This is a genomic window from Gimesia maris (assembly GCF_008298035.1).
In the GTDB taxonomy this organism is placed as follows: Bacteria; Planctomycetota; Planctomycetia; order Planctomycetales; family Planctomycetaceae; genus Gimesia; species Gimesia maris.
Genome location: NZ_CP042910.1, coordinates 981,406 through 1,008,363, shown reverse-complemented (window position 1 = coordinate 1,008,363; position 26,958 = coordinate 981,406). Strand labels below are relative to the sequence as shown.

Annotated in this window: 15 protein-coding genes; 3 read left to right on the top strand and 12 right to left on the bottom strand. The window is 50.8% G+C overall.

Annotated elements, in window-relative coordinates; all coding sequences use genetic code 11:
- Positions 1–19: 19 nt before the first annotated feature.
- The 4 genes from smc to GmarT_RS03740 form a co-directional block, all read right to left on the bottom strand.
- Positions 20–3,943 carry a chromosome segregation protein SMC gene (gene smc, locus GmarT_RS03755; protein ID WP_002644266.1) on the bottom strand — a complete coding sequence of 1,308 codons (3,924 nt, stop codon included), beginning with the start codon at positions 3,941–3,943 and terminating at the stop codon, positions 20–22.
- A 90-nt stretch (positions 3,944–4,033) separates the two neighbouring features.
- Entirely contained in the window at positions 4,034–6,082 is a 2,049-nt protein-coding gene (locus GmarT_RS03750; protein ID WP_149302433.1) for a flagellar basal body P-ring protein FlgI, read from the bottom strand.
- Positions 6,083–6,442: 360 nt separating this feature from the next.
- Complete coding sequence (locus GmarT_RS03745; RefSeq protein ID WP_002644268.1) at positions 6,443–7,183, bottom strand: hypothetical protein; 741 nt, start codon at positions 7,181–7,183, stop codon at positions 6,443–6,445.
- Positions 7,184–7,357: 174 nt separating this feature from the next.
- Positions 7,358–8,050 (bottom strand): hypothetical protein, encoded by a 693-nt coding sequence (locus GmarT_RS03740; protein ID WP_002644269.1) that lies wholly within the window; start codon positions 8,048–8,050, stop codon positions 7,358–7,360.
- A gap of 238 nt (positions 8,051–8,288) precedes the next feature.
- Between GmarT_RS03740 and GmarT_RS03735 the strand changes: the two genes are divergently transcribed.
- Both GmarT_RS03735 and GmarT_RS03730 read left to right on the top strand, forming a co-directional pair.
- Positions 8,289–10,325 (top strand): prolyl oligopeptidase family serine peptidase, encoded by a 2,037-nt coding sequence (locus GmarT_RS03735; RefSeq protein ID WP_002644270.1) that lies wholly within the window; start codon positions 8,289–8,291, stop codon positions 10,323–10,325.
- A gap of 67 nt (positions 10,326–10,392) precedes the next feature.
- Positions 10,393–11,589 (top strand): RidA family protein, encoded by a 1,197-nt coding sequence (locus GmarT_RS03730; protein WP_002644271.1) that lies wholly within the window; start codon positions 10,393–10,395, stop codon positions 11,587–11,589.
- 79 nt (positions 11,590–11,668) lie between these two features.
- On the opposite strand, the gene GmarT_RS03725 is transcribed toward GmarT_RS03730, so the two are convergent.
- The 8 genes from GmarT_RS03725 to coaD all read right to left on the bottom strand — a co-directional run bounded on the left by GmarT_RS03725 (position 11,669) and on the right by coaD (position 25,160).
- Positions 11,669–13,144 (bottom strand): DUF1501 domain-containing protein, encoded by a 1,476-nt coding sequence (locus GmarT_RS03725; protein ID WP_002644272.1) that lies wholly within the window; start codon positions 13,142–13,144, stop codon positions 11,669–11,671.
- A gap of 67 nt (positions 13,145–13,211) precedes the next feature.
- Positions 13,212–16,121 (bottom strand): PSD1 and planctomycete cytochrome C domain-containing protein, encoded by a 2,910-nt coding sequence (locus GmarT_RS03720; RefSeq protein ID WP_002644273.1) that lies wholly within the window; start codon positions 16,119–16,121, stop codon positions 13,212–13,214.
- A 292-nt stretch (positions 16,122–16,413) separates the two neighbouring features.
- Positions 16,414–17,850, bottom strand: a complete 1,437-nt coding sequence (locus GmarT_RS03715) for a DUF1501 domain-containing protein (protein ID WP_002644274.1) — start codon at positions 17,848–17,850, stop codon at positions 16,414–16,416.
- A gap of 41 nt (positions 17,851–17,891) precedes the next feature.
- Positions 17,892–21,122, bottom strand: coding sequence for a DUF1549 domain-containing protein (locus GmarT_RS03710; protein ID WP_002644275.1), 3,231 nt, complete (start codon positions 21,120–21,122; stop codon positions 17,892–17,894).
- A 78-nt stretch (positions 21,123–21,200) separates the two neighbouring features.
- A complete protein-coding gene (locus GmarT_RS03705; RefSeq protein WP_002644276.1) occupies positions 21,201–22,901 on the bottom strand; it encodes a FecR family protein in 1,701 nt (566 codons plus the stop codon).
- Positions 22,898–23,455 (bottom strand): sigma-70 family RNA polymerase sigma factor, encoded by a 558-nt coding sequence (locus tag GmarT_RS03700; RefSeq protein WP_002644277.1) that lies wholly within the window; start codon positions 23,453–23,455, stop codon positions 22,898–22,900. Before GmarT_RS03700 ends, GmarT_RS03705 begins: the two co-directional genes overlap by 4 nt.
- A 542-nt stretch (positions 23,456–23,997) precedes the next feature.
- Positions 23,998–24,591 carry a thioredoxin family protein gene (locus tag GmarT_RS03695; protein ID WP_002644278.1) on the bottom strand — a complete coding sequence of 198 codons (594 nt, stop codon included), beginning with the start codon at positions 24,589–24,591 and terminating at the stop codon, positions 23,998–24,000.
- 38 nt (positions 24,592–24,629) lie between these two features.
- Positions 24,630–25,160 carry a pantetheine-phosphate adenylyltransferase gene (coaD, locus tag GmarT_RS03690; RefSeq protein ID WP_002644279.1) on the bottom strand — a complete coding sequence of 177 codons (531 nt, stop codon included), beginning with the start codon at positions 25,158–25,160 and terminating at the stop codon, positions 24,630–24,632.
- A 282-nt stretch (positions 25,161–25,442) separates the two neighbouring features.
- Between coaD and GmarT_RS03685 the strand changes: the two genes are divergently transcribed.
- A complete protein-coding gene (locus GmarT_RS03685; RefSeq protein ID WP_052301207.1) occupies positions 25,443–26,771 on the top strand; it encodes an alpha/beta hydrolase in 1,329 nt (442 codons plus the stop codon).
- The last annotated feature ends 187 nt before the right edge of the window (positions 26,772–26,958 follow it).

The following is a 26,958-nucleotide window of genomic DNA, read 5'->3' as shown; positions in this document are numbered from 1 at the left end:
GCAGACACAGCCGCAACGATCAGGCAGCCTCGGAGGCATCTTCGGCAGTCGCCGACTGCTTGAAGTTCCCGTCTTCACTGATGTCGTCGAAGCGGACGGACATCCGTTTGGAGACCCCTGACTGTTCCATTGTAACGCCATATAAAACGTTTCCAACAGTCATGGATCGTTTATTATGTGTGATCATAATGAACTGCGTAGTTTCCTTGAAATCGTCGATCAGGCCGGCATAGCGTTCCACGTTGGCTTCATCCAGCGCCGCATCCACTTCGTCCAGAATACAAAACGGACTGGGACGGCTGCGGAAAATGGACATCAGCAGTGCCACAGCGGTCAGGGTTTTTTCACCACCACTTAATAAAGTCAGTCCGCGGAGTTCTTTTCCAGGGGGCCGGGCCACGATTTCAATACCACATTCCAGCACGTCATCCGGATCTTCCAGAATGATGTCCGCTTCACCGCCGCCGAACAGCTTACGGAAGATTTCCTGAAAGTGTCCACGAATAACTTCAAACGTATCATGAAACAGCCGCCGGCTCTCGGCATTAATACGACGAATGATTTCTTCCAGAGACGACTTGGCCTCGTTCAGGTCATCCAGCTGCGATTTCATATACTCGAAACGACATTCCAGCTCGTCCAGATCATTCAGGCTGTCTGAGTTGACGCTACCCATCATCTTGATTTTCCGCCTCAGGCGATTGACCTGTGCTTCAATTTCCGGGCGAATTTCCAGATACAGCTCTACATTAAAACCGGCTTCCGCAGTGGCAGCTTCTTCTTCCACCAGTTCGATTTCCACGCGTTCCGACTCGGCTACTTCTTCTGAAGGAACTTCATCCTGCTCAGCGGCGGAGTCTGACAGCTCTACATCTTGCGTTGTTTCTTCTGCAGAAGCGGACTCCTCTTCTGAAACGGATTCCGTATCGGTTTCTGATTCGTACTGCGCCTGTTCTTCCAGATGCTGCTTGAGAACAGATTCGCCCGAAGAAACAATTTCCTCCAGCGTGACCTGGTATTCCTCTTCGATCCGCTCCGCCAGAGTACTGATCTGATGATCGATATCACGGGTTTTGAATTCTTCTTCGTGCTTCTGTTCGCTCAATTCGCGACGCTCTTTACGCAGTGCCGCCTCTTCAGAGCTGAACTGCTTCTTGAGCTGCCGCTTCTCATCGCGGATTGCTGACACACTGGCAGCCGATGCGAGCAGGCCTTCCTGCATTAAATACTGTTCATCCAGCAAGGCACGCGTGTTAAGGATATGCAGCTTAATCTGGGAATTTTTTTCCAGCGACAGTTCATAACGACGATTGGATTCTTCCTGTTGCTGCTGACGCTGTTCAAATTCCAGCTTCAGCCGGTCGCAACGCTGATTCAGTCCCGCCAGTCGTTCTTCATGTGTTGCCAGTTCCAGTTTACGGGCATTCTGCTGCTCTTTGAGTTCCTGAACTTCACACTGTTTATTCAGCAGGGCGGACTCATCCTCCTGAATCAGCGCGTTCAACGACTGCAGACTGTCTTCTGTTTCCTGCTTTTCTGTTAATACGGTTTCAATTTCGGCCTGCAGTTTTTGCGCATGACGTTCCAGATCGACCAGATCACTTTTGACGGTCGACCATTCTTCATTCCACTGTTCCCGCTTCTGCTCGGCTGCAACCTTCGCCGCTTTTTCAATGGAAAGCGCCTCGGAAGCCTCCTGCATCTGTCTTTGACAGGCACTCCGTTCATCATCCACGGTGGCCAGCAGCGCATCCAGTTTTTCCAGAGCAGTTTCGTTGTCGTTCAATGTCCGATCAATGCGAATCAGATCGTTTTTGAGTTTTCGCAACTCGCTGCGGCGGGTGAAGATGGCAGATTCACCGCCGATGGCACCGACGAAGATCGACTGGTTTTCTTCAACCAGTTCTCCCTGCAGGGTGACAAAGCGACATTTTTTGCCGACTCCCTTAGACAGATTCACGGCTGTCTCCAGCGAATCCACAATCCAGGTATCCGCCAGCAGCATTTTTGCCAGCAACTGATTTTCCGGAGTCGGTTTCACCAGTTGATCGGCACGATAAATAACGCCGCGTTCCGCAGAGAGATCCAGAAGTTCCGCCTGCTGCTCCGTTGAAAATTCAGCCGGATCAGCGGCCTGACCTTCCAGTGTGAACCCCTGGATTGTCGCTGGCAGTTCTGTCTGTGAAGTCGGTCGAGTAATGAACCCCACCCGGCCAGAGATCGAATATTTCCCCTCTTTCAGAAATTCATAGAGTGGTTCAAATTCGCTGATCACCAGCAACTGAGAGCGAATACCTAACGCCACTTCCAGCAACGCCGCCTGTTCCAGATCCACGTCAAGCAGGTCTGCGACACTACCGATGATGGTATTCCAAGGCGAATATTGCGACGTCTGCGCGCGGTTCAGGATCTCCTTGACCCCGATACTGATTCCTTCCTGTCGCCGCTCCAGATCTTCCAGAACACTCTTGCGTGCCTGGTAGGCGCTACGTCTTTCCCGCAATTCGGACAGCTGTTGTGTTTTCTGATCCTGCTCACTGAGGAGTGTCTGTTGCTTTTCATCGACGTCAGACAGGTTTTGGGCAAATTCTGCGACCCGTTCGCCGGCGGAACGAAAACGTGCTTCACAGGCTTCGACGACCGCCTGCGCATCGTTGACTTTCGCCTCGAGCTGCAGTCGTTTTTCGGTTGCCTTCTCAATGGAACTGCTATAGGTTTCCAGCTGCGTCCGCATTGAGAACACGCGGTTATCCAGCGTCAGCGAAGTCTTGTTCAGCTCATGTACCTGCTGCTGCTTCCGTTGAATCTGCTCGCTGGCGGCATCAACTTCAGCAGTGACTGCAGTAATTCTGGCACGCGTCTCTTCCAGTTTCTGGCGCTGTTCCTGAAAACCGGATTCGGATTTGAGTTTTTCCTGAGTCACCGCTTCCAGGTCTTTTTGAATTTCTGACGTGCGTCTGGCCATCAGAATGCGCTGTTTTCGTAACCGGATAATTTCTGTTTCGAATTCCTGCTTCCGTTCCAGCTGATGTTCGATCGCGGTCTGATTTCCCGCAATCCCTTCGCGATGTGAAGAGAGTTTTTTCTCGACGGCTCGTAACTGGTCATCAAACTCAGAAACTTCCGCATCGATGGCAGCCAGCTTTTCTTCGTAAGTCTGGTAGTCGGCATTCAACTCTTCGATGCGCTGTTGATACTGGCCGATCCTGGCCTTCAAAGACGACTGCTGTGAAGTCAGATGCCGCCAGTCATCAGCGGCCATGCCCATCCACAGTTTACGCAACTCGGAAGAAACTTCACGGTACTTGGCCGCCTTGGAGGCCTGGCTGCGCGTGGAATTCAATTGCGCTTCGACTTCATCGACGATGTCGGTTAACCGCTGAATGTTCTGGCCGACCCGTTCGAGTTTGCGTTCCGCATCGACTTTCCGCGATTTATAGCGGCTGATTCCAGCGGCTTCTTCAAACACGACACGCCGGGTGGCGGCGTTAGCCTGCAGGATCTGATCGACGCGGCCCTGTTCGATAATGCTGTAAGCCGACGTCGCGGCTCCCGTGCCCATAAACAGGTCGCGAATATCTTTCAGACGGACCGGGTTGCGATTGAGCAGGTATTCCGAATCACCATTTTTCCAGAGTCGACGCCCGATTTGAACTTCGTCGGCATCAATATCCAGGAAGCCCTGCCGATTATTGAAGGTCAACGTCGCTTCGGCATACGCGTTGGCTTTGCGGCCCGCGGAACCGTTGAAGATCACGTCTGTCATGTCTTTGCCGCGAAGGCTCTTGGGGCTCTGGTCACCCAGAACCCACTTGATTCCATCCACGACGTTGCTCTTGCCACTTCCGTTGGGTCCGACCACGCAAGTGATGCCATCCGAAAATTCAAAGATGGTCCGGTCGGCAAAACTCTTAAAGCCGAACAGTTCCAATGATTTCAGCATCACAAAACCTTACACGGGAAAACTAACAACAGTTGCCTGACTTGCAGTGGCGATACACAATTCAGAATCAATCAAATTAACCGCTTGCTTTTATTTGTAAAAATATCGGAACCAGCTCTGGAAGGTATTCTGTTTCACGAACTTATCATCTTCATCCGTAGATTTGGGTTTTCGTGAATCAATCAGGGTCGCTTTACCTTTATCGCCTGACTCACTCGCTGATTCTATTTCAGGTTCTTCACTCTCTTCTTTCGATCTCCGGGATGCACTGGTACTGGGCGCACCTGTTGTGAAGATGTTGGGAACCATATTCTGATTACCGACCCGCGAACCCTTCTTCGGTTTCGGTTTGGACGATTTCAGATCACCCGACTTCAGAGCCAGTAGAGAATCGTCGTGAACCGGGCGGTAATACATGCGTCCGCCTTCAGGTAAGGCATCGATTTCGACCTGACCTTCGATATTGCCCTGCTGATGTGCCTGCAAAATCATTTGTGCAATATCGGGATAGCTGGCTCCCATATCCACCGCGGTACGAATCACGACAGCAATATTTTTCGAAACCAGTTTACGCTGATCGGGTTCATCCACTTCATATTTACTGACAGTCAGCTGTTCGACACCAGGCGCTCCCGTAATCAATACTTTACCGGCACGAACGGTGATCGGCACTCGGAATTCCTGTTCGGAACCAAACAGCACCACTTCCGGATGTTTACGATGTGTGACATGAATCATCGGGCCACCATTCTTCGGTCCTCCCTCTTTAGCATTCGGGTCGTGAGTTGTCACGGTCTCCAGTTCGGTCTGCAGCACGTGCAGCAGGAACTGATCGTTCATATTTTCACCACGAATAAAGGGATCGTTTTTATCCAGTGTCCACAGGGCACGGAAGGCACCGTAACGGGTTTCCGCACTGGTCATACTCATCAGTTCCCGCAAATGCAGATGTGCCTCTGGTTCATCAAGGGCCGACATGGCAGCCAGAGCGTAGACTCGGAACGCCGGTTCTTCCCGGGCTGCATCCGCCAGATCCTTGATACCGGAACCATCATCCAGGTAAGCCAATGCGACCGCCGCATGGAAGCGTACTTCCAGCAGAGGACTCTTCAAGGCGGATTTCAGAATGGGAATAGATTTTTTACCGATCGCTTCCAGTTCAATGGAAGCCCGCTCTGCTTTTTCCGGAATCATAATTTCTTCCGTGAGTTTCTGCATGCGCACCCGTTGTGCCACATCGGTTTCCCGGAAGGCGATATAGCGGACCACCTGCAGATAGCGTGAATCGTTATGCTTATAGCGTGGCTTCAGCTTGAGTACCACTTTTTTATCAGTCTTGGCTTCGGCCAGTGGTTCTTCGATCCCATATTTATCAAAGTGATGGAACCGCGTACCAATACGATTGGCAATACGCTGTGCGTTTCGAATACTCTTGAAATCATTTCGCAGGTACAGAGCCAGGTCACGATCTTCCGCGACGGAAATTCCACCTGCCAGAATGCGACCGCGACGCAGGAGTCCCGAAGTCCCTTTTTTACGATCTTCTTCCGACATGGGAGGGATCAGAATCGGCCCCTGGGCTTTCGCCAGGATGTGACCTTTCAACAGCCCGCGTCCCTGGATCATCGCCTGTTCGGCCAGATACGATTCCATCAGCCAACCCCCTTCGAGGCTGGTCGCTTCACTGTTACCGGGCAGGTAAACTTCCACATCGAAGGTTTCCCCTTTGCGGATCAATGGCGGCAGATAGGCTTTTACAATCACCAGTGCCGTTGAAGGACTGCGCAGAATCTGGTTCGGATTTTTGACATTCCGACGTCGCATCTCGCGTAATAACGCTTCCCGGTGAACCGAAGGAGGCGGGTTGCCGCCTGTTCCGTTCAGGCCCGTGACGAGCCCCACGCCCTGCAGCGCGATCAGGTTCTTACCGGTAATCTGGGTATATTCGCCGATGAATGGCGTTTCGACCTTGGTTTCAAACTTCTCAATTTCAGACGTCGTTTCGTCTTCATCCGGACTCTGCGAACGCATACTGGCCGACTTCAACCAGCTCTGCGGATTCAGATTGAGTTTCTGACAGCCCGTAAAACCGGAAGCGACAATGATCACGACGATTAATAAATTGACAGTGTTCTTCACAGTACGACCCCGTTTGTGAGAAAATAGTCTTTTCAGAATGGTTGTTTTGCCACTGAAACCGCTTCCGGACAAACGTTGATTCTCAAGCAGACAGGCATAAGTCTACAACCTGACTGGGTTCAGTCGATTTAACTGAATTGTTTCTTGAGTGATCAAACAGTGCCGGAACCGACACAGCAGAAAACCTGAAGAGAAATTGAGATTTGATTTGAGAGAGATTTGTGGAGATCGGGAGCTTATTGCAAACAGCAAACGGGGTCAATAGCGATTTTGAGCCCGTCGGCAGCCGGACTGCTGACAGGCTCAGCGCGAAAGATTGGACTCATCGGGACGAACAGTATCTGATTTGATTAACCGGATTTACGACTCAGGGAACGACTTTGATTCTGGAAACGGTATCGTATTATCCTGAAATACTTTGCCGGCAGGTTTCTTTTTCGATTTGGGAGTTTTGAACCGTGCAGGTCCAAACTGATCATCCATCGAAAACGGCTGAAACTGGTTTTGCTGTCGAGAACCGGGAATCGAGAACGGATTTGACTGAGTTGCTTTCGCTTCGGTGAAGGTCGCTGCGCCCACTGTTTTCAACTGAATGATACCCGGATCTTTAAACTGAACCTGAATTTCCGTGGCTTCAATGTTTGTATTCTTGGAACGATTGCCGCGAATCAGTTTGACCACATCCTTTTCCGTTCCTTTCAGACTCATTGAGTTCGTCCCAAAATCGAAATGGGCTTCAGCAGCAGTCGCATTGATCAGATCGGCACTGCTGATAATTTTCACATTTCCCTTCAGATCCAGCTTCAGATCAGAATGGCTGGAACAGGTTGCGTCTATCACATCCGCCGAGACACAGATTTCATCGATCTTGATTCCCGCTCTCCCCTGCAGACGAATCACGCGTTTCCCGTCCCCATGGATTTTCACATCGATTTCTTCCCCACTTAAGATCATTTGATCCAGTGGCAATGTCTGAACTTTGGCAGCAGAGACTGTTTTTTTCTCTTCCTTCAATTCCGCGATTTCTTCAGAAAACCCCGGATTCAAAATGCTGCCTGCAAAAACAAGAGATAGAACGATTGAAAAATGGTGTCGTGACATTTTATTTCTCCTTTAGGAATTAAGAGTCGTACTCGGGGGATCTTAATCTATCTCTTAAAACAGACTAGTGGAGTGTCATTTTTAAATCTTGGGTTGATAGATATCACGAGAGTGCGACAACGGAGCACGTAAACAACACCTCCCCCACCCCTCAATTTCAAGCTTGACAAAGCACTAGTTGCGCACATATGGCTTTCTGGCCTCAACACCCCAGTCATGCGAAAACAGTTTAATCTGAGCGATGGCGATTTGATTGAAGAAATCGAATTGACTTGGCTCCGTAGTTGCAACTCTGACGGTGTCTTTCCGTGTTGCCTGCCGCTCATTAATTTTGACGTTTTCGATAGGGTGAACCAGCATCGTTTGCAGATCTTTGTATCTCATAAGAATATGTGTAGCAGTGATTTCTGTAGTCTGCTGATTCTGAGTTCGAATCAATGAGACAGTCCCATGTTCTCTGCTGGTGAGGCTTAAAAACTGCCTGCCATACTCCAGGCTGGCGTTCTGTGCCGACATTCGCAGTTGATCACGCTCATTTTCAATCTTAGCGTTTCCCTTCAAATCAATCCGCAGATCGTGTTCATCTTTGTAGACAAGTTCAATCGTCTCAGCCATAAGACGCGTTTTACCACAGAGGACTCGGGCATCCCCTTTGAGACTGATCATATTTTGTTCATCCCGCGAGACCCAGATTTTCAGTTCTTCTGCCTTTAAAATAAAAGGACCAAACTCGATCGTTTTATTTTTAGCTGAAAGAGCCGCGTAGTTTTTCGGTTTATCTCTGCGGACCGGAACAGAAGTCTCAGCTAGACAAATCGAATGAATTTCTATCAGACATATCACAACAGCTAACAGTCGGATTAACATGTAGAACTCCCTTTCCAGATTTGAATTGCTATCTCTTTCAGGTGTTCTAACAAACAGTTTTCAGACCGTCCATGCCAGTTATCGCTGAAATGCTCTCTTTGGCTGATCGGAGAATATCTTTGCTGAAACAGTTTTCAAACAACGTCACTTCCGACATGATAGTATGCACATTGTTACTTGCCACCGTTTAAGAAGTTACAACATTCCTGACGTTCTTAGTCCTCGCGAGAATCATCCCATGCTTTTCTATCAAAAACATCTTGTCAAATTTACAATCGCATTCCTGATTTGCCTGACTCTCCTTCCCAGCCTGACGAAAGCGGACGGCCCTAAAGATAACATTCCGGATCAGGTTCGACGTATCCCCGGCCTGGGAGTCGAAGTTCCGGCAGCTCAACGGCAGCAGTTGGAACAGGGACTGGCTAAACTCAAAGCCTCACTGGATCAACTCAAAAAAAACAAAGACGCCCGCATCAAAGCGTTGATTCCCGATGTGGAAATCTATCATCGCGCGGTCAGGTGTGCTCTGGCATATCAGGAGTTCTTTCACGAACGGGAAATCGGAACGGGTCTGAATCTGCTGAAACAGGGACAGGAACGGGCCGACCAGCTGTTAAAAGGAGAAGCCCCCTGGACGCGTCAGACAGGACTGGTCGTGCGGGGCTATATTTCCAAAATCGATCAGACCGTGCAGCCCTACGGACTGGTCATTCCGGACAATTACACGTTTTCGGATAAGAGCGATTATCGCTGCGATCTCTGGTTTCATGGGCGCGGAGAGCGGTTGAGTGAAGTCAATTTCATTAATCAGCAGCAACGGTCCCGTGGACAGTACACGCCCGCGGATACCATCGTGCTGCATCCTTATGGCCGTTATTCCAATGCATTCAAATTTGCTGGGGAAATTGATGTGCTCGAAGCACTGGAAGCGACAAAGCAGAATTACCGCATCGACGACGATCGCGTTTCTGTCCGTGGGTTTTCCATGGGAGGCGCTGCCTGCTGGCAGTTCGCCGTACATTACGCCGACCGCTGGTTCGCCGCCAACCCGGGAGCCGGCTTCTCGGAAACGCCGCTGTTTCTCAAGGTCTTCCAGGAGGAAAAGCTGAAGCCGACCTGGTACGAAAAGAAATTATGGCAGATGTATGACTGTCCCGGCTATGCCCTTAACCTGTTTCAGTGTCCGACGGTCGCCTACAGTGGTGAAATTGACAAACAGAAGCAGGCCGCCGATGTGATGGAACTGGCGCTGGAAAAAGTGGGCATCGACATGGTGCACATTATCGGCCCCGATACCGCGCATAAAATTCACCCGGATTCCAAAATCATCATCGAGGAGAAAATGGATTCCCTGGCGCGGGTCGGCCGCCAGCGCGTGCCAGCAACCATCCATCTGGTCGCCTATACGCTGAAATACAACCGTATGGCGTGGGTCACGCTGGATGCGATGCAGGAAGAATGGAAACAGGCCCAGATTGACGCCCGGCTGCTGAGCGGGAATCGCGTTGAGGTCAAAACGGAAAACGTGACCGCCTTTACCCTGAAAATGGCAGCCGGTGAATCGCCGCTGGATATGACACAGCCAGTGACCGTGCAGGTGAACGGGATGAAGCTGGAAGCGCCCCGCCCGATGTCTGACCGATCCTGGGAAGTCTCATTTCACAAATCGGGTGACGGCTGGCAGGTGGGACCTGCCACTTACGAACCCGGACAGCTGGTGAAGAAACATAATCTGCAGGGACCGATTGACGATGCCTTTATGGATTCGTTTATTTTCGTCTCCCCTTCCGGCACGTGTGCCTCACCGACTGTTGATAAGTGGGTCAAGTCCGAGATGCAGCATGCGGTCGTGCACTGGCGTCAGCAGTTCCGCGGCGATGCCCGTGTGATGAAAGATGTAGAGATCACCGATAAAGAGATCGCGTCCAGTAACCTCGTTCTGTGGGGCGATCCCCAGAGTAACCAGCTCATTAAAAAGATTGCCGCTAAGTTACCGATTCAATGGACGGCGGATTCCATCATCGTGGGTGACAAGCAGTTCCCGGCGGATCACCATGCTCCCGTGCTGATCTTCCCGAATCCGTTGAACCCTGAAAAATACGTGGTACTCAACAGCGGATTCACGTATCGCGAATATGCTTACCTGAATAATGCCCGGCAGGTACCAATGCTGCCCGACTGGGCGATTATCGATTTGCGGACTCCTGCGGGCAGTCAATATCCGGGGAAAGTCGTCGATGCAAACTTCTTTGACGAATTCTGGCGTTTAAAATAAAGCGTTCCCTCCCGGGAATCGTGCTCGGGAATTTAAAAATACTCCATTTTGAATAGTTGACCATATTATGAAATATCTGACAAAATTACTGATCGCCGTTTTTCTTTTGGGAGTGACTGGCGTGGCAAAAGCGGAAGTCTCGTATTACAAACCTTCTTCCAAAACCGGGGCTTCACTGTGTGTTGTTGTGAGAGATGATGTCCTGGCGCATACTTCGCAAATTCTGCCTTTAAATATAAAGGGGGGGATGATTACCCCGACCGGAGCCGGCGATCAGACGGCGCTCGTATTGAAAAATCTGGATTATCTGCTGAAAAAGGTAGACTGCTCGCTGAATAAGCTGGTGAAGCTGAATATCTATGTCGCCCGTGAAGAACTGGTCGCGGAAGTGCAACAACGGCTGACACAAGAACTGGAACTGATCGCACAACCGGCGTGCACCTATGTCGTGACAAAACTGCCCGATCCCAAAGCCCTCGTAGCAATGGATGCAGTCGCGGCGACCGAGTCGTCCAGTAAGCTGACAGAAACCAAAGTATTCAACGATGCTCCCTCCGGATTTCGTGTCGCACTGTTACCTGCAGGTCGCACAGCTTATATTTCCGGCCAGGCTGTCAAAGCCGACACGGTATCGGAAGCCGCCATACTGACAATGAAAGAGCTGTTCCAGACGCTGGAATACCTGGGAGCGAAGCCAAAGAACATCGTGCACATCAAAGCCTTCATGACTCCCATGAGCCAGGCTAATGAAGTCAATGAGATGATTGACGGCATCTTCCCCGAAGAACGCAGGCCGCCGGTCACGCTGGTCGAATGGTTTTCGTCGCTGCCCATCGAAATTGAAATGATCGTCGCGATGCCTGAAGAGCCCCCCGCGTCCCGTCCTGCAGAAACGGTCACATATAAAACCCCGACCGGTATGAAAGCATCCCCTGTGTACAGCCGGGTCGCGATCGCTGAAGTCAGTGACCGGATTTATGTTTCAGGTATTACTTCGAAAGAACCAGGCGACTACTCCACCCGGATTCACAGCGTTTTCAATCAACTGAAGACGATCGTGGGTGAAGCGGGCAGCGATATGCAGCATCTGGCGAAAGCAACCTATTATGTTTCTGAGGATGGCATCAGTGGTGACTTCGGTAAGATCCGTACTGAATACTATAATCCGAAGCGACCGCCGGCTGCCTCAAAAGCAACCGTCAAAAGCGTAGGTGTGCCCAATCGGATACTGGTACTGGATATGATTGCGATACCAGCGAAATAAACGTTCGCTTCTGACAACTCCAAATAAAAAACGCCCTGCAGAAACAGGGCGTTTTTTTATGAATTGATTCGAGCCGACTTCAGGCAATGATTTCTTTCACCACGCGGTTTTCCTGCCCGTCAATCAGTGTCTGCGGTGCACCATTGCGGGTGAAGGTTAAGCGTTCGGCATCCAGACCAAACAGATGCATCAGCGTTGCGTGGTAATCACTGTGACTGACCTTATCTTTAATGGCATGATGACCGAAATCATCGGTTTCGCCGTAGGTCATGCCCCCCTTCAAACCGCCACCGGCGAGCCACATGCTGAAGCCGTAAGTGTTATGATCGCGGCCCTGCTTGGCCATACCCGCATCATTCTGAATCACAGGCAGACGCCCCATTTCTCCGCCCCAGTGAACGAGGGTTTCGTCGAGCAGACCACGCTGTTTGAGATCTTTCACCAGGCCGGCTGCGGGAACATCAACTCGTTTGCAGGCGCGAGGTAACGAAGTTCGCATGCTGGTATGATGGTCCCAGGTCTGGTTTCCGGTCATGATTTGTACAAAACGTACGCCCCGCTCAATCAGGCGACGGGAAATCAGGCAGCGTTTTCCGAATTCGGCTGAGGTGGGATCATCAATCCCGTACATGGCCTGGGTCGCTTTGGTTTCCTTGCTCAGATCCAAAGCTTCCCCAGCCGCGGTCTGCATTTTGGCTGCCAGTTCGTAACTGGCAATCCGTGCCGAAAGATCGTCTTCACCCGGATGTTGATTCAAATGACGTTGATTCAGATTACCGAGGAAGTCGAGATATTTTTCCTGCGCTTTGCCGCTCAGGTGAGGCGGGGCATTCAGATTCAGAATGCGGGGTTCCTTGGGTCGAATCACGGTTCCCTGGTAGAGTGAAGGTAACCAGCCATTGGTCCAGTTATCGACGCCGAGCACAGGTGCGCCGCCGGGATCAACCATTGCAATGTAAGCGGGCAGATTTTCCGACTCGGCCCCCAGTCCGTAGGTCAGCCAGCTTCCCAGCGTAGGACGTCCAGGCAGGATGCGGCCACTGTGCATCGCATAAATCGACTGGCCATGGTTGTTCACGCTGGTGTGCATTGATCGCATCAGGACGATATCGTCGACGACTTCAGATAAACCGGGAACGAGTTCCGACAGTTCGGTACCGCACTCTCCGTGTTTGCTGAACTTCCAGGGACTGCCCAGTACTTTCGAACTGGCCTGGGCAGCGTTATCGTACTTGATGTCGCCGGGAAATTTCTTGCCATCGTATTTCTGGAGCATCGGTTTGGGATCGAACATATCCAGATGACTGGGGCCGCCCTGCATGAACATGGAAATCATGGCTTTAGCACGGGGAGGATGGTGCGTGGGTTTGACGGTCAGGTCAAATTGCTGCTTTTCCAGCGCTGGTTGATTGAGATCTGGTCGGTTGGCAGCAGGATTGGCGAGTGCCTGTTCCTGGTTCAATAACCAGGAGAGAGCCAGCGAGCCGATGCCCATGGAACCGGATGCCAGAAAATGTCGTCTGGAATGAGGAGCTGAAATCGATTGTTGTTTCATAATTCGATACCGTAATTCTAACCGGATTCAAAATCTAATTTTCAAAAAGCCACTGGAATGTGTGGCATCAGTCGACATACAGGAAGGCGTTACTGCTGAGTAACGCCTGGCAGAATGTTGCCAGTGCGAGTTGCTCAGGAGTTTTGCCTGCAGCGTTTTTGTTATCTTTAAATTGAGGCAGTTGTGAATCAATAAAGTCGACAGACTGTTGAACTTCTTCAGCCGAGGGTTCTTTACCGAAGGTCAGAATCCAGGCCAGCTTGACCTGCTCTGCTTTGTTACCGGCTTTTTCTTTCAGCAGACGTTCTGCGAACAGTTCTGCATTTTCCACCATGAAGGCGCTGTTCATCATCAACAGTGACTGGGGCGCGACGGTAGAGGAAGAACGTTTCTCACAGTTCGGTTCCATCTTGGGTGCGTCGAACATATCGAGCACAGCCAGTGGTTTGCTGCGGCTGACCGTCACGTAAATACTGCGACGGAACTTGCGGTCATCCATCTTCAGATTTTTTTTCTGTCGCCCCGCCGAATCCACATTGGCAAGCCCCACGACGATCTGGCCAACTTCATCTTCCTTGACGGGAACCGGTTCGCCGTACAGTTCGGTTTTGAGTTTACCGGTGACCGCGATAATGGAGTCGCGGATGGTTTCGGCTTCCAGACGACGTACAGGCATATGTCCATACAACAGATTATCGGGATCGGCGACATCGTAATCGTCGGAACGTTGTGAACTCTGCATGTAGGCAGTGGAAGTCATCAGCATTTTATGCATGCGTTTGATTTTCCAGCCGTTAGTTACAAAATCGTTCGCCAGCCAGTCCAGCAATTCCAGGTGGGTTGGCGGAATCCCCAGTTTTCCGAAATCAGTGGGGGAAGCCACGATGCCTTTACCAAAGTGATGCAGCCAGAGGCGGTTGACAAACACGCGTGCCGTCAACGGATGCTGACCGTTGGTGATGTAGTTGGCATACGCCAGACGACGTCCGGTTGTCGGAATGTCTTTGTTGACCGATGGAATCTCAACCGGCTTTTTCAGGTTGGATTTAATCACGGTCAGGCCGGCGGGTTGCAGTTCATGTTTGGGTTGTTCAAAGTCTCCCCGGTTGAAGAAGAATGTTTTCGGGACTTTTCCCGGGACTTCTGTCAACACGCGGATGAATTCTTCTTTTGGCTTTTTATCTCGAATCGCTGTTGCTTTGTTACTGTATTCGGTCAGGATTTTTGTTGTTTTGAGCTCAGACAGTCGCTTGGATTCTTCTTTGAGATGCTTGATCTCGGCAGCACCTTTGGGGTCGAACTTTTCCAGATTCGAAACGGAAACGAGTAACGCCGGGAATTCGGCCAGAAGCTGTTTCTGTGCTTCCGTCCGGTTTTTGACTTCTGCTTTTTTCGCAGCCAGTGCCAGTGCTTTCTTATCAGTCGGTATTTTTTCCAGCGTTTCTTTTTCTATTTTTTCAACCAGCGTTTTGGCCAGTTCTTTGGCTTTCTGAGCGGCTTTGCCCGACTGCTCCTGCAGGGTGCGATCGTAAAGATACAGCGAACCGGCAGAGAGTCTGTTGATGCGGGGATACTCTTTGAGCATGGCCACCTGCTCTTTGCTGCGTTCCTTGCCTGAAGTTTTATAAGCAGTTCGCATCGCGTCCCGCTTGTCTTCCGGCACATCCATCAGCTCGCGTTCCAGAGTCCGGTCGATAAACTTTTTGACCAGTTCCGAGCGTTCTGCGAGAACTTTCTTTGCTTCAGCTTCCAGTTCATTGGCGACCTTGCGGTCTTCATCCGACATGATCGAAATCCGCCGGGAGACGGGAGTCCGCCAGCTTTTCCAGTCGAGGGCCGGTTCGAAGATGGCCCGGAACCGATAGTAATCATTCTGGGGAATCGGATCATATTTGTGATCGTGACACTGGGCACAGGCAATCGTCATACCCAGAATCGACGACGAAACGATATCAACCGTGTCAATAATGACCTGATTTTTAGCGACTTCTTTTTCAGCGGGGTTGCTGCCTGTTCCATCAGGGGCCATCCGGAGAAAACCGGTAGCGACCAGTTTTTCCATCTCTTCCGGGCTTAGTTTATGATAAGGCGGTTTGACCATCTCATCACCGGCCAGCTGCTCTTTCAGAAACTGATCGTAAGGTTTGTCATTATTGAAAGCCCGAATGACATAATCGCGGTAACGGAATGCCCAGGGACGCTCCTGATCTTTATTGTTGTAACCTTCGGAGTCGGCATAACCGGCGACATCCAGCCAGTGTCGGCCCCAGCGTTCGCCATAATGCGGGGAAGCCAGCAGGCGGTCAATCAGCTTTTCATAGGCGTCCGGGCTCTTGTCGTCCAGAAACTGTTTGAGTTCTTCCGGCGTAGGAGGCAAGCCAATCAGATCGTAAAAGGCACGACGGGCCAGAATCGTTTTATCCGCCTGCGAAGTAAATGTGAGATCTTTCGCTTCCAGCTTCGACAGCAGGAAAGCATCAACGGGCTGTTTGACCAGCGTGGGCTGTTTGACCTTGGGAACCGGATAATTCTTCACGGGCTGGAAGGACCAGAATGCCTGATCTTCGGGGGCCACGTAATCGGGTCCGATGGTTTCCGGTTCAGGTCGGATGTTGTGGGCGCCCTGATTGACCCATTGTTTGAGAATAGCCAGTTCTGCATCCGGCATCGGTTTGCCTTCGGGGGGCATTTCACCGGCTTCAATCCGGGCAATCAATTCACTCTGATCGCTTTTACCGGGCACGATCGCCGGGCCACTGTCGCCGCCTTTGAGCATGAACCGTTTGAGACGCAGGTCCAGGCTGCCTTCCATCTCGCCATTCTCGCCATGACAATGTAGGCAGTGAACTTTGAGGATTTTGCGCACATCGTTTTCAAACGAAAGTTTCGCAGTCTGGTCTGCAGATTCAGCCGCTGATGTTGAATTCAGACAGATAGAAGCGAAAAACAAAGACGCCAGGAAAAGTCGCCCGATCATAGAAGAAGACTCTCTTGGTAATGGTTTCAGTGAGGGCTATCCATGTTTGATGGATAGTATGTATGGAGGGCTCATCGCAGACTTTAAGATGAATAATATCTAAAAGTTGCTTATATATTATGGTATCGGTTTTAGACCGAAGTGCAAGAGAGGATTTTCAAAGGAGTTTGATTAATAAAAAAGAGTCAAACTCTCAGGATTGTCCCAGACAGAGGGGTTCTGCGCAGCCTCCACTCACTGACGACTCACTACGCAGCATAAACCATTACTATGTAAATATTTACAGACCTGACTAACCTGTCACCAGTTTTTTCATGAATTCGCCTTCGTTGAGGGTCGGACGTTCAGGGCTGCCTTTGTGGCGATATTCGAGCTTCAGGTTATTGAGCCCCAGCAGGTGATAAATGCTGGTGTGAATATCACGGACGTGCATGCGGTCCTCGACGGCGTAGAGTCCGAGTTCGTCGGTTCCGCCAATTGTCTGGCCCCCTTTGACGCCGCCTCCGGCCATCCACATGGTGAAACCAGTCGGGTTATGATCGCGGCCATCCCCTTTTTCACTCATCGGGGTCCGACCAAACTCGCCGCCCCAGACGACCAGCGTCGAATCGAGCAGGCCGCGCTGCTTGAGATCCTTCAACAGACCGGCGACACATTTATCCATCCCTTTACAGAGACTGGCGTGACGTTTTTCAATGCTTGAATGAGAATCCCACTTGCTGCCGGCTCCGTTGTAGAGTTGAACGAAGCGAACACCCCGCTCTACCATCCGGCGTGCCAGCAGGCAGTTTGTACCGTAGACCTTGGTTTCCTTCTGATCCATGCCGTACAGTTCCTGGGTCTCTTTGGTTTCCTGAGACAGGTCGACCGCTTCCGGAGCAGCGGCCTGCATGCGGAATGCGAGTTCATAAGATTCAATCCGGGCATCAAGTTCGGACTGCTGTTTGCGCGACGCGGCATGACGCTGATTCAGTTTCGCCAGCAGATCCAGTTTGCCGGCTTCCTGCGTGGGGAAAATATCTTCAGGACGATACAGATTGGAAATGGGAGTTTTACCCGTATTCAGTCGTGTGCCCTGGTAGACGGCGGGAATGAATGCGGTGCCCCAGTTACGGGGACCGTTCACGACGGTGCCGTTATTATCCTGAATGACGACAAAGGCCGGCAGACTTTCGTTTTCCGTTCCCAGCCCATACGTCACCCAGCTCCCCAGTGAAGGCCGACCGGCCAGGGGAATGCAGGTATTCATCTGGCAGACACCGCCGGCGTGATTGATACCGTTTGTCCAGCAACCCCGCAGAACTGCAATGTCATCGACACAGGTCGCGGTGTGAGGCAACCAGTCTGAAACCCAGGTGCCTGCTTCGCCGTGCTGCTTCCATTTTCGTTTGGAAGCCAGCAGTGGTGAATTGACTTCCCCCATGGCGGTAATCGGTTTTTTAAAACTTTCGGGCAGTGGCTTGCCAGCCAGTTTCTGCAGTTCCGGCTTGGGATCGAACAGATCGATATGGCTGGGGCCTCCTTCCATGAACAGGAAGATCACACTTTTCGCTGTCGCGGGAAAATGCGTCTGTTTTGAAGCCAGGGGAGAGAGGGACTTGCGGTCGGGAATGGCTGCACTCTGAGCCTGTTGTGCCATTAATGCATTCAAGGCGATCCCGCCGAATCCTGCACCGGCCTGAAAAAGGAGTTCGCGTCGATTGATATTCTGTTGAGTCTGATTGCTCATAAGATTGTCTTTCTACTCTTGCTGTCGTGAGTCACGACTGATTAATCCAGGTAGAGGAATTCGTTGGAGTTTAACAGCACATGACAGAGATCGGCCAAAGCCTGCTGACGTGCGTTACTGGCCCCCAGCGAGGTTTCCGAAGGAGGCAGAATTTTCACTGCACCCGCGACCTGGTTTTTCAACAGACTGTTCTCATCATTGAACTGCCAGAATCCGACCGTGGCCTCCGACTGCTGATCGGGCTGATTGATGAGAAGTTGCTCTGAAGTCAAAGCGGCTTCGGAAAGCCGGACATTGTCGAGGAGACCGGTCCATCTGCTGCCCGATGTTTTCTCACGTCCCCCCAGTACAAAGTTGTAATCGGGACGATAATTATCCACGACAGAATGTTTGACAGAGACAGTCTGCAGCGGTTTGTCTGAAAAGAGTTCCTTGACATAGAACGTGATTCCCTGCTCACTGGTATCCGCAATATTGATCGCCGCAGCGACATAATAGGGTTTATGCAGTTCCAGATGCAGATTGGAAGGAACGACTTCATATGTCAGTTTCCCCTGTTTATTATCGCCCACCAGTTGCAGAATCAGGTTCCGCGGTTTGTAGGCGGATTTCTGACTGGTGACACCAAACGACCAGCCCTGCTGTTTCGAGTTACCGGTCCAGTGAGCGGCAATCGTATTGACGGACGCATTCTCGTAAATGGAATCCAGTTGCACAACAGCTTCAATGGTCAGATCCACAGCAGGCAGTGATTTGGCAGGTCCCACACTCAGACTGGCAAGTTTCGAGCCTTTCCCCAGTTTGATGGCGTCGCCTGTTTTCTGGGTAATCTGCCCGATAAAGGTCTGGTTGTGACTGTCGGCTTCGGCTGCGATGCGTTTTTCCTGAGTATTGAGGAATTCTGAAAACAGCTTGATTTCAGCCGGCTCCGGTTTTTTCCCGAATGCCATCTGGTGCAGATGACTGATGAGTTCTTCTTCAGAATTGAAGGGCTCCGATTTCACATTACGGGCCATTGCACTGGCACGTTTCAGAAACCAGTCACCGTTAATCATCAGTAAGGCCTGGTTGGCTGTGGTGGTGACATCGCGCTGGGCGACACTTTTAATACCACCGGGCAGATCGAAGGCACCTAATACGGGATCCTGCACATTGCGTTTCATAATCGTATAGATACTGCGCCGTGGTTGATTTGCGCTGACCGAGGGACCCCCCAGTTTTGTATCCAGCTCCCCGGAGAGGAACAGGGCGGAATCGCGAATGTCTTCTGCATCCAGACGGCGGATATTGGCCCGCCAGTGCAGCCGGTTCGTCGGGTCTTTCAATTCAGCCTGTTGCGGTGCCGGGTGAAAGGCGGACAGACGATACGTGGATGAATTCATAATCAGACGGTGCAGGTTTTTAATACTCCAGCCATTTTCTACGAAATAAGCCGTCAGCCAGTCCAGTAATTCCGGATGACTGGGGGCCTCTCCCATATGACCGAAGTCGTTGGCGGTCGCGACCAGTCCAGTGCCGAAATGATACTGCCAGACGCGGTTGGTAATGACGCGCGTCGTCAGACGATTCTGCGGATTAACCATCCAGTTCGCCAGTGCTGTACGGCGACCTGTGGAATGCGGCGCGGTTGAAATGGGGACGATCTCCGCTTCCCCCGGTTTCAACAGAGATAAAAAGCCGGGCACAATCGGTGTATGATTGGGGTCATCGGGAATTGTGGTGATGGGCGTTGCACCTTTGGAATCGGTCACGCTCATCCCGGTGGGCAGCGGTTTGGGTTTGAGATCATCAAAGGCGGCCAGTTGTTTAAGCAGTTCCTTGTATTTTTTCCCGTTGGGTTTATCACTCTTTTTGAGTGAAGCCAGTGAGGATCTCTGCTTGATGTCTACCTGTCGGTTCACGAGGTCAGCCAGTTGATGCTCATGAGCGGTCCGTTCGGCTTCCGGTTTCTCCATGATCTCCTGGATGTCGGCGGGGAACATTTTAATCTGGCTGCGGGCTGCCCCTTCGAGTGATTTTTTTGTTACTTCATCGATCTGGGCGCGAATGTCGGCTGTTTTCTTTTCCCAGAGATCCAGTTTCTGATTGTATTCGGCAAGTTCCCGGGGAGTCACAAAGGGAGCATCGTCACGAGGCATCATCGGTGCAAAAAAGGCCTGCAGCCGGTAATAGTCCTGATGCGAAATCGGGTCAAACTTGTGATCGTGACAACGGGCGCAGCCCATGCTCATTCCCATAAATACATCGCCGGTCGCATCGGTGATGTTGTCGAGGATGTCATTCCACTGGGTGCGGGCATCACGCTGATTGTATTCGTAGAGATAATGCCTGAGGAAACCGGTTGCAGCCAGCGCTTCGGGATCTTCGGGTGCAATTTCATCACCGGCCAGTTGTTCTTTTACAAACTGTGAGTAGGGTTTGTCGCTGTTGAAAGAACGCACGACATAATCGCGATAGCGCCAGATTTCCGGACGAAACGCGTCCTGGTTGAACCCGTCTGATTCGGCATAGCGGACTACATCCAGCCAGTGCCGGGCCCATTTTTCACCGTAATGCGGACTTTCCAGGAGTTCCTCAATCAAGCGCGACCAGGCATCGGGGGAAGGATCATTTACGAAAGCGTTGATCTGTTCCACCGTAGGAGGCAGGCCGATCAGATCGTAATAGGCACGTCGTATCAGCGTGGTTCGACTGGCTTCGCCGGCAGGTTTCAGACCCTCTTTTTTCAGACGGTTAAAGATAAACGCGTCGATCGGATTTTTCGACCAGTCCTGCGCTTTGACCTCGGGAACGTCTGTCTGCTTCACGGGTTGAAATACCCAGAAGTTACGGTCTTCTTCAGTAAAGAATGTTTCCATTTTACGCTGTTTAATGACGTAATCTGCGTTTTCAGGCCAGTACGCTCCCGTATCAACCCAGCGTGTGAGTGTGGCGATTTCTTTGTCGGAGAGTTTTTCATCCGGCGGCATCTCATACGATTCGTAGTTGATCGCTTCTACCAGCAGACTTTCATGCGATTTTCCGGGAACGATCGAAGGGCCGCTCTCACCACCGGTGAGCATCGCTTTGAGCGAATCGAGGCGCAGTTCCCCTTTCTGTTTTTTATCGCCATGACATTCCAGGCAATGTTTGATCAAAAGAGGGCGGACTTCTTTCTCAAAGAAGTGCAGCTGACGTTGATCGACTTTGGAATTCGCCGGCTTTGCTTTTTCTGCTGCCACGACCAGGTTGGTCGACAGCAAAAGTAACAGACTGACTTGCAGGAATCTCATGAACCATTCCTCTTTCATTTATCGACGCTGAAAATAAAAGGGTATCTATCTTCGAATCGTATCAGATGTTATTACAAATTATTTGCGTGCAGGTTTCAAAGGGGGGAGCCCGCCGATAAAGACGGGGTCAATCATATCGCCGTCATCCTGCACATCCTGGATGAACAGGCCTTCGACAGTTTCACCTTCTGCAATACCAAGGTCAGACAGATTGATACCAGTCGCGAGAGCTTTGGCTCCCACGACATGCCAGTTACCACCATTACTTTTCGCTGTTTCCAGCTCAGAGCGGGAACTGATGCCTGACTTCCGGTTGAAAATGTGCAACCAGAATTTCTCCAGTGGTTTTGCTTCGGGCGAAGCGAGATCGATATCAAATTTTTGAATCAGGTGGGTTTTGGATTTTTCCGTGAACGGCAGTGGAGTCGCATAAAAGGCATCTCCGGTGGTTGAGTGCACAATCACCTGCAGATCGAACAGAACAATATCCGGCCCGGGACCATTGACCACCGGCTCTCGAAAGCGGATGGCCATACCCGGAGTATTGGGGTGAGCAGGGTCTTCCTCTTCATGCATGACGGGTGCCGCAGTCAGGGGCGATGTGGATCCGCCGGGATTGACCACACCGGTCAGCAGGCAACGATCATCGTCCAGCAGATGTCGGCGTAATGTCCCGGGGTTCCCATCGGTACCGGGATCGATGCCATCATTACGTGTCAGGAAGGATCTCCCTTGATAGTGGGTGAGTTCAATTCCAATCAGGTCTTCCACTTCATACTGATAGGATTTTCCACCTCTCTGTACGGTGACGCATTTCAAATCTTCCGCACGATTTTCCGGTCCCACAGTTGTTGTGTATGAAACCACTCGATCGGGTAACTGTGAAACATACTGCTTCTGATCGAAGGGGATGTCATCAACGACAACGCCGTTATTGGTCGTTAAACGCTGTGCCATGCCACGGGTTAATCGCTGTGATTTGATTTGACTGTCCGATTTGAACTTCACAGGCTGTACGTCGGTTTCACCTTCGATGACCTGCACGTCGGTATTACCCGCTTCCGAAACATTGACAGAAAACCGGGTGCCGTAATCGACGACCTGGGAGAGAGGTGTTTCGACGGTAAACCCTTCGGCACCATCGGGGGCATAGACAGAACAGGCACCGTAACGCACTGCCAGATGCTCTGGCCCCTGGCTTTCGAAGACGGCAGGTCCTGTCAGAATGACTTCGGCACCGTTAGTAAATATCAGTTGCAACTGACCGGCAGAAATTGCGTATTCCTGGCAGTTCACAATGGGGGAACCGACTTTCAGAAAGGGAGAACCTTCAGCAAACCGCACGGCTGCGGTCTGGGTGACTGCCGCTGCAGAAGGTGGTTTCGGCTGAGACTGCGGCGTATCCAGACTGATCTGTGGAGCAGCCGGAGGTGCCAGGTTGAAGGTTAGAAAGCCTGTCACCAGCACCAGGCAGGCAGCAGAAACCAGCAACCACAACGCGGTAGAGGTTTTCACAGGTTGACCCGGTGGTGCCTGCGTATAGGAGGCATTGACCAGCGGTGCCTGGATCTGAAACTCGTAATCAGATACCGGCTGCTCGTCGTGCATTCGTTCGAGATTCAGATGCAGATCAAGATAGTTAAAATATTTCAGTCGGGCATCCGCGTCGGAAGAGAGGACTTCTTCGAGTTGCTGATGCTGCTCGCTGGTGATGGTCTGGTTGCACAGCGCACCGAAGAGCTCATACAGCATTTCATTATATTTATTGTTTTGATTCATTTTCCCTCTCCTGTATAAGAGACAGTCCGTTCTATACAGTGAGTTAATTGACGACGAATCTGATTGAGCCTGTTATACAGAGTCTGTATTGCAGCTCCGGCGACTTCCGCTAAATCTTTCACAGGTATCTGATCACGATAGACCTGGTTCACCAGCTTACGGTCTTTCGCTTTCAGTTTTTGCATACACTCTTCTAACGCTGTAGCACGTACATCCAGCTTGAGTTGTGGAATCTCAGCACGTTCATCAGCCAGTTGCTGAATGACATCATCTCGAAACTGCAAACGCTTTCGCTGAGCCACACGCATGAAATTTTTGACTTCATAAAAAGCCACGCCACAAGCCCAGGAAAAAAAACTGCAGGTTTCATCGTAGTCTGCAAATTTTTTCCAGAGAATCAGACTGGTTCTCTGAAAGACATCTTCCGCATCATCCCGGTTGGGCAGCAACGAAAAGATATACGAATAGATCTGATTTCGGTGCTGCGTAAATACATGGAGAAATTTCACATGTAGTTCGTCGGGCAGGTCTGTCTGTTCCTGTTCAATGCTCATACAGATGACTTCATTCAACCGGTGGTAATATGATAAATATTCCTGACTTCAAATACAAAAACAAAGTCTCCTACTAAGGCAATCGTACACAGAATATGTGAATTACCTCTTCAATTTGCTGAATTCGACAGAGATTTCAGGATCCCTTCCTTCCTGACCAGATTTCACGATTAAATCCCCTCAAACTGACCGGAACCATATCCATAAGTATACACCAATGTGAGTTTTGATTCCAATTCCAGTTTTCCGGGAAAACAGAGGGAAATGTCTGTAGTTGCGTATCACTGCATTTTCAGAGCAACTACCGACTTGCCCGCCTGCATTCAGGCTGGCGAAGCATTTACCGCACACCCGGACACCTGATTTTTCTGAGAGACACAAGAGGTGTCAAACCGGGAATACATACCATCAGCATCGCTACAAACTGAATCACCATTTGAAACCGGTTCACCTCACAGGCTGCTCTCCCCTGAAAACAGCGCATTAAAAAAGCCCTCTTCGCTAAAAAACAAAGAGAGCTTTTTTGTAGAGAGACTGATGCCTTAGACGGCAGGCTGACCGGTGAAGTATTCGGGTTCTTTACCTTCCTGCCATTTGATGTTACAGCCGATGCTCGGCTTCTGATCTTCCGTTACAGGCGATCCCGCCAGGACAGCATCGCAGGCCGCTTTCAGATCGGCGCCGGTAATCGGTTTGTCGCTGCCTGGTCGACTGTCATCAAACTGTCCACGGTAAACGAGTTTCTGTTCCTGATCGAACAGAAAGAAATCAGGGGTGCAGGCCGCCTTGTAGGCTTTGGCGACTTCCTGTGTGCCATCGTAAAGATAGGGGAAGTGATAGCCGGCGGATTTGGCTTCTTCGACCATTTTCTCCGGGCTGTCGTCGGGATGTGTGGCTACATCATTGGAACTGATACCAACAACCGCCAGACCTTTTTCCATGTACTCATCTGCAAAGGAAGCCAATGCTTCGCGCAGATGAATGACAAACGGGCAATGGTTGCACATGAAAATGACCAGCAGTCCTTTGGAGTCACTGAAGTCGCTGAGGGAAACAGTTGACCCATCGACATTCTTCAATGAAAAGTCGGGAGCCTGTGTTCCCAGTGGAAGCATTGTGGATGCGGTTTTGACCATGATGAGATCTCCTTTTTGAACAACCAGCCCAGCAGACGTTAAGACTGGTTTGAAGTTTTTAAAGCGAATTTTTCAACCAGTGGACCGACCACCTGTCGGGGCACAAAGTCTTTGAGTTTTTCTTCTGCGACATCACCACCCAGCTGCGCGATCTGCTTGATCAGTGAGCTGGAGATATGCGTGTATTTTTCACTGGCCATCAGGAAGACCGTTTCGATTTCCGCAGCCAGAGTCCGGTTTGCCAGCGACATTGTGAATTCGGCTTCAACATCGGTTAATGTCCGCAGCCCTCTCAGCATCACGCCGCCACCACACTCCTGCACGAAATTAACGGCCAGCCCCTGAAAGCATTTGACTTCGACATTCGGAAACCTGGTCAACAGGCCTTGCAGCATCTGCTGACGTTCTTCAGGTGAAAACAGTGGGCGTTTGTCCGGATTGATCCCGATGCCGACCGTGATTTTCGAATAGATCGCCGCACCCCGTTCCACAATATCCAGATGCCCCAGCGTGGGGGGATCGAAACTGCCTACATAAATAGCATGATGTGGATTGAGCGTCTGCGACACGAAACTGCCTTTCCAGGAAAGTTGACTGTGAACCAGTTGTATTTATTGTAGCTGGAAGCGGAGTCGATCCAAACGGACAGCATCCAATTTCTGGAACGAATCGTAAGATTTGAAGTTCAAGAGTGCCCGGAATTGCAAATCACTCCCATAGCCAGTGTAATAAAGCAAGCGAAAACGAATCAGAGAACTCAGGTAATTCAAGTAATCCAGATGGAGCACATTGCCTGATAGAAAACGTTAATTGACCTGTTGACCAGAATCCTGCTACGGGAGCTTCCTGCCATGAAATATTGCCCTCTTCGCGCCGCTGTTCCACTGACCATAATCATGTTGTCGCTGCTGACAATGAAAAGTCCGCTGACCGCGGCACCACAAAAACTGTCTGATGTTTCGAAGTTACTCAAAACACCGGTCAGCAAGGAGAATCAGCAACAGGTTCTGGACTACTTCAAAAAGCGATATCAGAAAGAAAAAGATTTAACCAAAGGCAATCATAAAGCGTTGATCGAAAAGACCGACGATGGCGGCGGTTTTGCGGGCTGGTTTTTGAAAGCAAACCCGGGTGACGAAGTCATCATTTTCGCAGAGAAAGATCGTCAGTGGCCGATGGTCGAACTGGGAGACTCCGGTTATTTCGCCCGTATTGAAAAATTCCCTGATTTTTCTTCTGCCCACTACCAGTTCGGCGTCAACGGCAAACGGCTGGAGACAAGTCGCTCCAACCGATTCGGTTTTGAAAGCTACGAATGGGCTCCCGAAAGCCTTAAACAAGCTGGAGTTCCCCAGGGAAAGCTCACCCAGATGCCTGCTTTTAAGAGTACGAAACAGTACCCGGGCACAGTTCGCGACTGGTGGGTTTATGTGCCCGCCCAGTATTCCCAAACAGGCCCCCCCGCCAAACTGATCGTCTTTACCGATGGTGGCGGATACTGTCACGGCGATGGCAACGCGACGATCGTGCTGGATAACCTGATTCATGCGAAAAAGGTCCCGGTTTCCATTGCCGTCTTCATCAATCCCGGCGTGATTCCCGCAAACGGAAAAGGGAAATCGGAGATTCGCAACCGCAGCAATGAGTATGACACCTGTACGGCGCAGTATGCGACTTTCCTGGACCAGGAAATGCTGCCCGCCCTGCGTCAGCAGTACCGGATTTCCGAGAAACCGGAAGACCATCTGATCTGTGGCGCTTCTTCCGGCGGTAGTTGTGCTTTTACGGCAGCCTGGCATCGAACCGACCTGTTTCAGAAGGTGATTTCCTTTGTGGGCAGTTTCTGTGATTTCCGGGGAATCAGTGATTATCCCTCTCGCAAGAACAATACGATTCCCCTCGACCAGTTTGGCCCGTGGAAGACAGCACACGACTACCCTGGTCTGATTCGCAAAACATATCCCCCCAAACCACTTAAGGTCTTTTTACAGGATGGGGATAATGATCTGGACAATAAACTGGGTAACTGGTTTCTGAATAACGAGCGGATGGCAGCTGCCCTGGCCTACAGCGGTTATGACTACTGGTTTGTCACCGGCCATGGGATTCACAGCAGCCGCCACGGGAAAGCGGTTTTACCGGATGCGCTGGTCTGGATCTGGAATTCAGACCAGAAGTAAGTCTGAGACGCCCGCTTTCTCAGAAAGTTATTTCCGCCGAATCGAAATATTCGTTGAGAATTTTGTTTGACGAATGGGAAGCGGGCGGATAAATTTACATCGTTAAGAATTCAGTGGAGCAAAATGGAAATTGTACTCTCAAGCGAGAGGAACCTTGAGTCCACGATTTGCTTTTTTTGAAGTTCCA